The sequence below is a fragment of the Pseudomonas sp. S2_H10 genome (assembly GCF_054668285.1).
In genome coordinates this window covers 5811494-5824035 of sequence record NZ_CP162754.1, presented here as the reverse complement: position 1 = coordinate 5824035, position 12542 = coordinate 5811494, and the positions used below count along the sequence as shown (strand labels likewise).

8 protein-coding genes are annotated in these 12542 nt (G+C 60.3%); 3 read left to right on the top strand and 5 right to left on the bottom strand.

Features of this window, described 5'->3' with window-relative positions:
- Window positions 1-3 precede the first annotated feature (3 nt).
- From AB4O16_RS26235 to AB4O16_RS26220, 4 genes are all read right to left on the bottom strand, one after another.
- Window positions 4-1026, bottom strand: coding sequence for an FAD:protein FMN transferase (locus tag AB4O16_RS26235; RefSeq protein ID WP_460156175.1), 1023 nt, complete (start codon window positions 1024-1026; stop codon window positions 4-6).
- Window positions 1027-1258: 232 nt separating this feature from the next.
- Window positions 1259-1702, bottom strand: a complete 444-nt coding sequence (locus AB4O16_RS26230; protein ID WP_371925986.1) for a hypothetical protein — start codon at window positions 1700-1702, stop codon at window positions 1259-1261.
- Window positions 1686-2798, bottom strand: coding sequence for a polymorphic toxin type 44 domain-containing protein (locus AB4O16_RS26225; RefSeq protein WP_371925985.1), 1113 nt, complete (start codon window positions 2796-2798; stop codon window positions 1686-1688). Before AB4O16_RS26225 ends, AB4O16_RS26230 begins: the two co-directional genes overlap by 17 nt.
- 300 nt (window positions 2799-3098) lie before the next feature.
- Window positions 3099-4562 (bottom strand): glyceraldehyde-3-phosphate dehydrogenase, encoded by a 1464-nt coding sequence (locus AB4O16_RS26220; protein WP_160388845.1) that lies wholly within the window; start codon window positions 4560-4562, stop codon window positions 3099-3101.
- 363 nt (window positions 4563-4925) lie between these two features.
- Here AB4O16_RS26220 and mfd point away from each other — a divergent pair, with 363 nt between their 5' ends.
- From mfd to AB4O16_RS26205, 3 genes are read left to right on the top strand one after another with little or no spacing between them, the layout of a single operon-like run.
- A complete protein-coding gene (gene mfd / locus AB4O16_RS26215; RefSeq protein ID WP_160388844.1) occupies window positions 4926-8375 on the top strand; it encodes a transcription-repair coupling factor in 3450 nt (1149 codons plus the stop codon).
- Window positions 8376-8385: 10 nt separating this feature from the next.
- Window positions 8386-8964: a CsiV family protein gene (locus tag AB4O16_RS26210; RefSeq protein ID WP_160388843.1), complete on the top strand. Its 579-nt coding sequence runs from the start codon at window positions 8386-8388 to the stop codon at window positions 8962-8964.
- A gap of 3 nt (window positions 8965-8967) precedes the next feature.
- Complete coding sequence (locus tag AB4O16_RS26205; protein ID WP_160388842.1) at window positions 8968-11661, top strand: DEAD/DEAH box helicase; 2694 nt, start codon at window positions 8968-8970, stop codon at window positions 11659-11661.
- Window positions 11662-11803: 142 nt separating this feature from the next.
- Here the strand turns inward: AB4O16_RS26205 and AB4O16_RS26200 are convergent, their stop codons facing one another.
- Window positions 11804-12541 (bottom strand): S-methyl-5'-thioinosine phosphorylase, encoded by a 738-nt coding sequence (locus tag AB4O16_RS26200; protein WP_160388841.1) that lies wholly within the window; start codon window positions 12539-12541, stop codon window positions 11804-11806.
- Between the last annotated feature and the right edge of the window lies 1 nt (window position 12542).

Here is a 12542-nt window from a genome sequence, read left to right as displayed (position 1 = left end):
AAATCATTCGGTTTTTTTGCCACTGAGGCGTTCAAAAGCGTGACTGCTGCGTGTGACGAAACCTGTATCGGCACGAATCACAAAAAATGCGCCGATATCGTGTTTTTCAGCGTAGTCCCAACCGCGCTCCGGGCCGAGAATCAGCAACAGCGTCGATAAGCCATCGGCCATCAATGCTGAAGGATGAATCACCGTGACCGACGCCAGCTTGTGTGAGACCGGCGCACCACTGCGGGCATCGAAGGTGTGGGAAAAACGCTGGCCGTCCTGCTCGAAAAAATTGCGGTAGTCGCCGGAGGTGGACAACCCGAAGCCGTCGACAGCAATGACCCGCTCGGCCACTTGCCGGTCATCCCGCGGCTCTTCCAGGGCGATGCGCCACGGCGAGCCATCAGCCTTGTGGCCTGACGCCTTGAGCTCCCCCGTCGCCTCGGCGAGGTAGTCATGGATGCCCATCGCCTCGAGTTTTGCAGCGATCGTGTCCACCGCATAACCGGCGGCGATACTGTTGAAGTCGACCTCGACGGTGGCGTCCTTGCACAACTGGTCGCCCACGATGCGCAAGTGTTCATGGCCGACGCGTTGGCGGGCTTCGGCGAGGGCTTCGGCGGTCGGGACCTTTTCCCCGCGGGCCTGCGGACCAAAGCCCCAGAGGTTGAGCAGCGGCTCCACCGTCAGATCGTAGGAACCGTCGCTTTGCACTGACAGTTGCTCGCCCACACGGATCAATTCGAGGATCGACGTCGGCATTGCCTGACAGCGGCTGGCCGGCAATGCATTGAAGCGCTCGATGTCCGAGTCGCTGCGGTAGGTCGACATTTGCCGGTCGATGTCAGCGAGAATTTTTTCGACTTCAACGCGCACGTCCGCCTGAGCGGGAAGACCGGAGCGACGCACGTACTTGATCGAATAGGTGCTACCCATGGTGGGGCCGCTGAAAGATTCCATCGAGTCGCCATGGCCACAGCCAGACAGGAGGCAAATCAAAACCACAAGACCGCCCAGGCGCCTGCTCAATACATCCATCTCTTACAGCCCGCCCCGACATGGCCCCAAAGGCCGACCATTATGCACCACCCCCAAACCGGCTTACCGGCGAATACGCGAGGTGATTCTTTGTAGGAGCGAGCCTGCTCGCGATGGTCGTCAACGATAACGCTTGTTTACTGGTTAAACGCAGCGCTCTTGCTCCATCACTAACAAACTCGCTCCTACAAAATTCTTAGCTGAACAGTATTGGCTGCAAATGTTGGTCTTTTCACGGAGTCGCGGTATCTGTGACGCATTGTTTTAGTCGATCCGAATCCGTGCCGCTGCCTTCGCTGAGATCAATATCGCCGTTGGCATCGAGGTAAATATGCGTGTTGGTCCACGTCGGGGTTATCTTGACGCAATGCGCACGAATGTTCTTGCTCCACCAGGAAATCTCCATGAAAAACTTCTCATCAGGAAACAAAAAACCATGATCGCGTGTGCTGCTGCCAGGGGGCATACCACCTTTGTATATCCGGTGTTGTACATTCCAGATGAACCGCAATTCGTCTTCACCATTCTTGGAGTAATGAACTGTTGCGGCGGGCAGCACAATAATTTGCCAGAGGGCGATCAGCAGAAGAACCGCCAATGGCAGCAATAGTGGTATCAACAGAATCCATAGCCACCGAAGGTAACGCGACCGAGGTTTATTAGCAGGAATGGACACGGACTCCATCTCCCCAGTTTTCTGGAGCAATTGCCAACACTTCATTCACAACTATCTGCGCAGTTATCCCGCCATTAGGGTACTGGATGGCTAGCTTCGTGCCGATGCTGATCGAAACTCTATCAGCTACATCATCCCATGATCGTAGCTCCGTCCAAGGACTCGCTGTAGGTCGGGGACCGAGGCGCTTTCTTTCCTCTATTGGCTTTGTTAACGACTCCTTCACCTTACGCAGGGCGTCCGAAGCGATCTGTTCAGCTCCTGCTCCATCCAGCAGCACACTTTCTGAGAGACCACCTGCAATACCAACGTACCCATAGTGAATGTTCGACCAGATATCGTAGTAGTACTCGTACTTCCCTTGCTTGTGCCGGACGACACCGTTGTACATCGCCTCCAGTTTCGGCTTATGGTCCCACTCCATATTTTGACCCACCTGCTTCGTCCAGATCGCCATCGCCTCAAGCTTCTTCGTCCATGCGATGGTATTGAAGTTCGGTGGCCCCGCCAGTCTGGCGTACCAGGGTAGTTCCCGAAACTTCTTGGCAGCCGCATCGCTGTCGTAGCTGATCAACTCTTTCATTTTCAATACAGACGGATGTTTGATGTTTCGATTCATCTCGCCGGCGATGTAGGCGGCAAGCTCTTCCATTTGGTCTGGATGGTTACAGGCTGCGCCTCCATCAAGGTTGTCGAGTGGGGCAGCGACTTTTTCTGCAAGCCTTGGATCGTCCACCCCGGATTTCATCGCAAACCCGCTATCCGCTTGAGTCGTTGGCGACGCGGTGGCACGGGTGGTTTGCCGTGCAGGACTGGCTTCATTCCGATAGCTGGCGGTGAACACCGAGGGAATCAGTTGCGCTTTACAGGGGCAACCACTACGGCTATCCAGCGTGCCCGCCATGGCTTTGCCATGACTGATCATGTGTGAAATGCCACCGACGATTTTGTAAGTCTCGCCGTCCTTGCCACAGGTGACTCGATCACCATCACGGGCATGGGCAATGCCGTACATCATGATCCGGGTGTCTCCATCCAGGACCTTACCGCCACAGGTGGTCTTGTCGCCCAGGCCAATGTAATAACCCTTGCTCACTGTTGTTTCTCCTTTTTCATCCGGTCGCCCGCAATAATGCGGTGGACGCTAACAGCGTCGCGCCCCCAACAGCAGGGCCTACAGGGCGATCAGGAAATTTCGCCAAAAGAAAAAATCCATTTCCTACAAGAGTGCTTCTAAAGCGGATCTCTTCAGACAGAAAAACAAGAGGGCCGATAACAATCGGCAGGAAGAACGGCCTGTCGAACCACGCACACCCACAAGACATTGCGTCCATGCGGGGCGCACAAACAAAAACGCCCCGACCAAGGCCGGGGCGTTTCATGTGCAGCTAAAGGCTTAGCGCGGGAATGCTGGCGGGTTTACACCGGCCATGTCTTCCATCACGCGAACCACCTGGCAGCTGTAACCGAACTCGTTGTCGTACCAGACGTACAGAACAACGCGGTTATCCTGGGTGATGGTCGCTTCAGCATCCACGACGCCAGCGTGGCGCGAGCCAACGAAGTCGGTGGAAACCACTTCCTGGGAGCTCACGTAGTCGATCTGCTTGTGCAGGTCCGAGTGCATGGCCATCTGGCGCAGGTACTCGTTGATCTCTTCGCGAGTGGTGGCCTTTTCCAGGTTCAGGTTCAGGATGGCCATCGACACGTTCGGCGTAGGAACGCGAATCGCGTTGCCGGTCAGCTTGCCCTTGAGCACTGGCAGCGCCTTGGCGGCTGCGGTGGCGGCACCGGTCTCGGTGATAACCATGTTCAGCGGCGCGGCGCGGCCACGACGGCTGCCCTTGTGGAAGTTGTCGATCAGGTTCTGGTCGTTGGTGAACGAGTGAACGGTTTCGACGTGGCCGTTGACGATGCCGAACTTGTCGTTGACTGCCTTGAGCACCGGCACGATGGCGTTGGTGGTGCAGGAAGCCGCCGAGATGATCTTGTCGTCAGGGGTGATGTCGCCATGGTTGATGCCATGCACGATGTTCTTTAGCGCGCCCTTGCCAGGTGCGGTGAGGATCACGCGGGCAGCGCCCGGGCAGGCCAGGTGCTGGCCCAGGCCGTCGGCGTCACGCCATACACCGGTGTTGTCGACGATCAGAGCGTTTTCGATGCCGTACTGGGTGTAGTCGACTTCGGCCGGGCTCTTGGCGTAGATAACCTGGATCAGGTTGCCGTTGGCGGTGATGGTGTTGTTGGCTTCATCGATGGTGATGGTGCCATCGAACGGACCGTGAACCGAGTCGCGACGCAGCAGGCTGGCGCGCTTGACCAGGTCGTTCTCGGCACCCTTGCGGACAACGATGGCGCGCAGGCGCAGGCCGTCGCCACCACCGGTTTTCTCGATCAGGATGCGTGCCAGCAGACGGCCGATACGACCGAAGCCGTACAGGACAACGTCGGTGCCTTTGCGGGCGGAAGCGTTCTGCTGGCCAACCACGTCGGCCAGTTCTTCACGGACGAACTGCTCGGCACTGCGGCCATTGCCTTCGGCCTTGAATTTGGCCGCCAGCTTGCCCAGGTCCACCGAAGCGGCGCCGAGCTTGAGCTCGCTCATCGCCTTGATCAGCGGGAATGTTTCGTGGACGGACAGCTCACTTTCGTCGGACTGACGGTGACGGGCAAAGCGGTGCGCTTTGAGAATCGCAATGACTGAACGATTGATCAGGCTGCGGCCATAGATCGAGCTCACCACGTTGTTATTGCGGTAGAGCTGACCGATAAGCGGAATCATCGCTTCTGCGAGTGCTTCACGGTCGATCCATTCACCAAGACACTGGTCGGGCTTCTGAGTCACGGGAACCTTCCACATGTAGGGGCAGAAAAAAGGGGCTACATTATGCCGCCGAGTGACTGCGGTAGCAATGCGCGCCCGTCGTGCTTTACGTAACAATTCGTCGTTCAAAAAACTTACGCCTCGCGCAAGCCCAATAAAACCGGGGCTTTCAGCGCAGTCAATTTTTTGGAGGTCACGCCCCCTTATCCGTAACCCTCCGTAACACTGGTTGTTTTTGCCACTACATATTCAATAAATCCCGGCAAAAAACCGTCTAATTTTGTCTTTACCACTACATTTCGCCAAACCGGTGCTTTAGACGCAGTCAGCAACTGACAGGCGGCACCGTAGACCGCTACAATTACCGACTTTGTCGCAACGCTTGGAGCTCAACCTTCCGTGCCCGTTCTGCGTCTACCGCTTCTCCCTGCCGCGGCAGGTAAACAGCACTGGGGCAACCTGCCCGGTGCCGCCCTGAGCCTGGCCATCGCCGAGGCCGCCAGCGCTGCCAAGCGCTTTACCCTGCTGCTGACCGCCGACAGCCAAAGTGCCGAACGGCTGGAGCAGGAGCTGGCCTTCTTCGCCCCGGATTTGCCCGTATTGCACTTTCCCGACTGGGAAACCCTGCCCTACGACCTGTTCTCGCCGCATCAGGACATCATCTCCCAGCGCATCGCCAGCCTCTACCGACTGCCGGAACTGAGCCATGGCGTGCTGGTGGTGCCGATCACGACCGCCCTGCATCGCCTTGCACCGACCAAATTCCTGCTCGGCAGCAGCCTGGTGCTGGATATCGGCCAGAAACTCGACGTCGAGCAAATGCGCACCCGGCTTGAAGCCACCGGTTATCGCTACGTCGATACGGTGTATGAACACGGCGAATTCACCGTGCGCGGCTCGCTGATCGATCTGTTCCCGATGGGCAGCAAGCTTCCATACCGCATCGATCTGTTCGACGACGAAATCGAAACCCTGCGCACCTTCGATCCGGAGAACCAGCGTTCCATCGACAAGGTCGATTCGGTCAAGCTGTTGCCGGCCAGGGAGTTCCCGCTACAGAAAGAAGCGGTCACCCGTTTCAAGGCACGCTTCCGCGAGCGTTTTGACGTCGACTTCCGCCGCTGCCCGATCTTCCAGGACTTGAGCAGCGGGATTACCCCGGCCGGCATCGAGTACTACCTGCCGCTGTTCTTCGAAGAAACCTCGACGCTGTTCGATTACCTGCCCCAGGACACGCAAGTGTTTTCCCTGCCGGGCATCGAACAGGCGGCGGAAAACTTCTGGAACGATGTGCGCAATCGTTATGAAGAACGCCGCGTCGACCCGTCCCGTCCTTTATTGCCGCCCGCCGAACTGTTCCTGCCGGTGGAAGACTGCTTCGCGCGCCTGAAGAACTGGCCGCGCGTGGTGGCCAGTCAACAGGACGTGGAAAGCGGTAGCGGTCGCGAGCGATTCCCCGCTCGGGAGCTGCCGAACCTGGCCATCGAAGCCAAGGCCACGCAGCCGCTGGCGGCGCTGGCCGAGTTCCTCGACCAGTTCCCCGGCCGCGTGTTGTTTACCGCCGAATCGGCAGGCCGTCGAGAAGTACTGCTGGAACTGCTGGAACGCCTGAAGCTGCGGCCGAAAACCGTCGACAGCTGGCCGGACTTTGTCGCCGGCAAGGAGCGCCTGGCGATCACCATCGCCCCGCTCGATGAAGGCCTGCAGCTCGACGACCCGGCCCTGGCCCTGGTTGCCGAAAGCCCGTTGTTCGGCCAGCGCGTGATGCAACGTCGACGCCGGGAAAAACGCGCCGACGCCAACAACGATGCCGTCATCAAGAACCTCACCGAGCTGCGCGAAGGCGCGCCGGTGGTGCACATCGACCACGGTGTCGGCCGCTACCTCGGCCTGACGATCCTCGAGATCGACAGTCAGGCCGCTGAATTCCTGACACTGGAATACGCCGAGAACGCCAAGCTCTACGTGCCGGTGGCCAACCTGCACCTGATCGCCCGCTACACCGGCAGCGACGATGCCCTGGCCCCGCTGCATCGCCTCGGTTCCGAGACCTGGCAGAAAGCCAAGCGCAAGGCTGCCGAACAGGTGCGCGACGTCGCCGCCGAGCTGCTCGACATCTATGCCCGCCGTGCCGCCCGCGAAGGTTATGCCTTCGCCGACCCGAAAGCCGACTACGCGACCTTCAGCGCCGGCTTCCCGTTCGAAGAAACCCCGGACCAGCAAACCACCATCGAAGCGGTGCGCGAAGACATGCTCGCGCCCAAGCCGATGGACCGCCTGGTGTGCGGCGACGTGGGCTTCGGCAAGACCGAAGTGGCCATGCGCGCCGCGTTCATCGCGGTTCACGGCGGTCGCCAGGTGGCGATCCTGGTGCCGACCACCCTGCTCGCCCAGCAGCACTACAACAGCTTCCGTGACCGCTTCGCCGACTGGCCGGTGACCGTGGAGGTGATGAGCCGCTTCAAGTCGGCCAAGGAAGTGAACGCCGCGGTCGCCGATCTGGCCGAAGGCAAGATCGACATCGTCATCGGCACGCACAAGCTGCTGCAGGACGACGTGAAGATCAAAAACCTCGGGCTGGTGATCATCGACGAGGAACACCGTTTCGGTGTGCGCCAGAAAGAACAGCTCAAGGCCCTGCGCAGCGAAGTCGACATCCTCACCCTGACCGCCACGCCGATTCCGCGCACGCTGAACATGGCGGTGTCGGGCATGCGCGACCTGTCGATCATCGCCACGCCGCCGGCCCGCCGCCTGTCGGTGCGCACCTTCGTCATGGAACAGAACAAGAGCACGGTCAAAGAGGCCTTGCTGCGTGAGCTGCTGCGGGGCGGCCAGGTGTATTACCTGCACAACGATGTGAAAACCATCGAGAAATGCGCCGCCGACCTCGCCGAGCTGGTGCCGGAAGCACGGATCGGCATCGGTCACGGGCAGATGCGCGAACGTGATCTCGAACAGGTGATGAGCGACTTCTACCACAAGCGCTTCAACGTGCTGATCGCCTCGACCATCATCGAGACCGGTATCGACGTGCCGAGCGCCAACACCATCATCATCGAGCGCGCCGACAAGTTCGGCCTGGCACAGTTGCACCAGTTGCGCGGCCGGGTCGGACGCAGCCACCACCAGGCGTACGCCTACCTGCTGACGCCGCCACGCCAGCAAATCACCCCGGACGCAGAAAAGCGCCTGGAAGCGATTGCCAATACCCAGGACCTCGGCGCGGGCTTCGTGCTCGCCACCAACGACCTGGAAATCCGTGGCGCCGGCGAACTGCTCGGTGACGGCCAGAGCGGGCAGATCCAGGCAGTCGGTTTCACGCTGTACATGGAAATGCTCGAACGCGCGGTGAAGTCGATCCGCAAGGGCGAGCAGCCGAACCTCGATCAACCGCTCGGCGGCGGCCCGGAAGTCAACTTGCGGGTACCGGCGTTGATTCCGGAAGATTACCTGCCGGATGTCCACGCCCGCCTGATCCTCTACAAGCGCATCGCCTCGGCCACCGATGAGGATGGCCTCAAGGATTTGCAGGTGGAGATGATCGATCGATTCGGCCTGCTGCCGGAACCGACCAAGAACCTGATCCGCATCACTGCGCTGAAATTGCAGGCCGAGCAACTGGGCATCAAGAAAGTCGATGGTGGCCCGCAAGGCGGTCGCGTCGAGTTCGCCGCACAGACGCCGGTCGACCCGCTGACCCTGATCAAGCTGATCCAGAGCCAGCCAAAACGCTACAAATTCGAAGGCGCCACGATGTTCAAGTTCATGGTTCCGATGGAGCGCCCGGAAGAGCGCTTTAATACTGTAGAGGCGCTGTTCGAGCGCCTCGTTCCGAAAACTGCTTGAAGGACGCCGCATGCGCCTGTTTCGCTCTCTGACTTTGCTGACCCTGCTGATGCCAGCGCTGGTCGCCCCCACGGCATTTGCCGATGACCTGTATCAGGTCGAAATGATTCTGGTCCGTCAAAACGCCGTGCCGGCGATTGTCAGCCGCGCCGCACCGGAAGACTGGGCGGCTGGCGCCCAGCCCGTCAGCGCCGACAGCCTGCGCACGCCAAGCCTCAATGGCGAGGTGGAAAAACTCACCGCCAGCAATGAATACACGGTGTTGCTGCACAAGGCCTGGCAACAGAACCTTGGCGAGGAAGCCACCCGAATCGCGATCAGCGACGGCAAGGAACAATTTGGCCAATTCCCTATCGAGGGCACGTTGAGCATGAAGTTGGGGCGCTTTACCGACGTCGACGCAGACTTCTGGGTGAACCAGATCAACGAAGATGGCCTGGTCACCGCCAGCGAACGCCTGAAGACCGACAGTCATACCAAAAACGGCCAGTTGAACTTCCTCGACGCCGGCCATCTCGGCCTGCTGATCAAGATCACCTCGCTGACCGCTCCCGCACCCCGAGCAGCTCCCGAAGAAATTCCGGACTGATCTATGTCCGCGACCCTGAGCAAACCCCTGGCACCGTCCTGGGTCAGCCGATTCAAAGAACAGAGCCTGGAGCGCGGTCGCCGCTACGCGCTGGAGAATCGCGTCAGGATCGTCGAGGCCGGCGACGCCACCATCGTCGCCGCTTGCGAAGGCTCTGGCGGTAACGTTTACCGCCAGACCATTCGCTTGCGCGAGTCAGCCAAGGGCACCCTGCTGATGGTCGACGCCACCTGCTCGTGCCCGGTGCACAACAACTGCAAACATTGCGCGGCGGTGCTCCTGCAAGTGCAGGAAACCCTCGACTACCCTGCCGCCGCCAAAGACGCCGAACTCCTGGAAAAACTCCAGGCCGTCCTGGAAAACCGCAGCCCGAAAGCCCCGCCGCAAGTGCTCGTGGACAACGTGCAACCGGTCCCGCGCCTGTGGCTGGCGAGCATCGAGTTCAGCGCATTCGAGCCGCGCAACGGCCGCATGCAGCGCTATATCCAGCATCGCGCGGCGCTGTCGTTCAGTTACCTGGACGAGTACGTGTCCGGGCAGAAGAACGCCGACATCCTGATTCGCCAGGAAACCCAGACGCTACGGATAAAACGTCACCCGGAAGTGGAACAGTCCTACCGGGAACAGTTGCGAATCCTCGGCTTCAAAGTCGCCACCCGACAAAGCAAGGCCCTGCCGGAAAGTGCCGGCGAACTGTTCGAGATGGTCAATGACAGCGCCTGGCTGACCTTTACCCTCAATGAACTGCCGAAGTTGCGCACCCAGGGCTGGGAACTGCAGATCGATGAGGAATTCGGCTTCGACCTGACCGCAGTGGACGACTGGTACGCCACCGTTGAACAGGCACCGGAGCGCGACTGGTTCGATCTGGAACTGGGGATCATCGTCAACGGCGAACGCCTGAGCCTGTTGCCGATCCTGCTCAACCTGATGCGCTCGCACACCGAAATCCTCAACCCGGAACGCCTGGCCCGACGCCGCGACGACGAGCTGATCCTGGTCAACATCCCCAATCGCCCGAACTCCGAGCACGGCCCGCTGCAAGTCGCCCTGCCCTTCGGCCGCTTGAAGCCGGTGCTGGCCACCCTTGGCGAGTTCTACCTGCAGGAGCCCGGCGAAACCACCTTGCGCCTGAGCAAGGCCGACGCCACGCGCCTGAACCCGCTGGAAGACATGCCACTGCTCTGGGAGGGCGGCGAACAGATCCGCACCTTTGCCCAGCGCCTGCGCGACGTCAAGGACTACACCGCCGCCGCCCCGGACGGCCTGAATGCGACGCTGCGCCCTTACCAACTCGAGGGCTTGAGCTGGATGCAGTCGCTGCGGCAACTGGACGTAGGCGGAATTCTTGCGGACGACATGGGCCTGGGCAAAACCCTGCAGACACTGGCGCACGTGCTGAGCGAGAAAAACGCCGGGCGCCTCGATCGACCTAGCATGGTGGTGATGCCGACCAGCCTGATCCCCAACTGGCTCGACGAAGCGGCGCACTTTACGCCGCAGCTCAAGGTGCTGGCGCTCTACGGTGCCGGCCGCAAAAAGCACTTCGACAAGCTGGCTGACTACGATCTGATCCTGACCACCTACGCCCTGCTGCCCAAGGATGTCGAACGCCTGGCTGCGCAGCCGCTGCACATACTGGTGCTGGATGAAGCGCAATACATCAAGAACCCGACCAGCAAGGCCGCCCAGGCCGCCCGCGAGCTGAATGCCCGGCAGCGCCTGTGCCTGAGTGGCACACCGCTGGAAAACCATCTGGGTGAACTGTGGTCGCTGTTTCACTTCCTCCTGCCGGGCTGGCTGGGCGATGTCAAAAGCTTCAACCGCGATTACCGCGTACCGATTGAAAAGCGCGCCAGCGAAGTCAGGCTTGCGCACCTCAACGGTCGGATCAAGCCGTTTCTGTTGCGCCGCACCAAGGAGCAGGTGGCCACCGAATTGCCGCCGAAAACCGAGATCATCCACTGGGTCGAGCTCAACGAAGCGCAACGCGACGTGTACGAAACCATGCGCCTGGCCATGGACAAGAAAGTCCGCGACGAGATCACCCGCAAAGGCGTGGCCCGCAGTCAGATCATCATTCTCGAAGCGCTGCTCAAGCTGCGCCAGGTGTGCTGCGATTTGCGCCTGGTCAACGAAGCGACCCTGCCAAGCCGTGGCAGCACCTCAGGCAAGCTCGACAGTCTGATGGAAATGCTCGAGGAGTTGTTCGAGGAGGGTCGGCGGATCCTGCTGTTCTCGCAGTTCACTTCAATGCTGTCGCTGATCGAAGACGAACTGAACAAGCGCGGCGTGGCCTACGCCCTGCTGACCGGCCAGACCCGAGACCGCCGCACACCGGTGAAGGAATTCCAGAGCGGCAAACGTCAGATCTTTCTGATCAGCTTGAAGGCCGGCGGTGTTGGCCTGAACCTGACCGAAGCGGACACGGTGATTCACTACGACCCATGGTGGAACCCGGCGACGGAAAACCAGGCGACCGACCGGGCGTATCGCATCGGCCAGGAGAAGCCGGTTTTCGTCTACAAACTGATTGCGCGGGGCACGGTGGAGGAAAAGATCCAGCACCTGCAAAAGGAAAAATCCGACCTCGCGGCCGGCGTGCTGGATGGGCGCAAGGCCGGGGACTGGAAACTGCAGAGCGATGATATCGAGGCGCTGTTTGCGCCGCTGCCGGAAAACCTCGAAAAACGTTGAAAGGTGTGGAGCCAGACAAATCGCATCGCGGGCAAGCCACGCTCCCACAGGTCTTGAGTCGATTACAGAATTTGTGATCGACACCGAACCTGTGGGAGCGCGGCTTGCCCGCGATAGGGTCAACTCGGTGTTGCAGTCTGACTCAGCCCTTGAGCACCCGCGCCAACGTCGATTTCACCTTCCCCATGCCGTCATGCAGAGCCTGCTCGATCTCGGCCATGGTGATCACCGCCGTCGACTTGCCCGCCGCCGGATTCACCACCAGCGCCAGGCAGGCATAATCCAGTTCCAGCTCACGGGCCAGGGCGGCCTCCGGCATGCCGGTCATGCCGACGATGTCGCAGCCGTCGCGCTCCAGTCGGGCGATTTCAGCCACGGTCTCCAGGCGCGGCCCTTGAGTGCAGGCGTACACGCCATGACTGCTGTAGCCCACACCTTCGGCTGCCAAGGCCGCGATCAGTTGCTGGCGCAACGGTTCGCTGTAGGGGTAGCTGAAGTCGATATGGGTGACCTGTTCCAGATCATCGGCAAAGTAGGTGTGCTCACGGCCGCTGGTGTAGTCGATCAACTGATGCGGCACGCAGAAATGCCCGGTGCCCATGGCTGCATGGATACCGCCCACGGCGTTGACCGCCAGGATGGCTTCGGCACCGGCCTGCTTCAACGCCCAGAGATTGGCGCGGTAGTTGACCTGATGCGGCGGAAAACGATGGGGATGACCGTGGCGTGCGAGGAACAGCACTTCCCTGCCGGCGTATTCGCCGATCTGAACCTCGGCCGAAGGCGCACCATAAGGTGTGTCCACTGCCAGTGACTGGCGAATGCTCAGGCCTTCGAGCTGCGTCAGGCCAGTGCCACCGATAATCGCGTAAACCGTCATA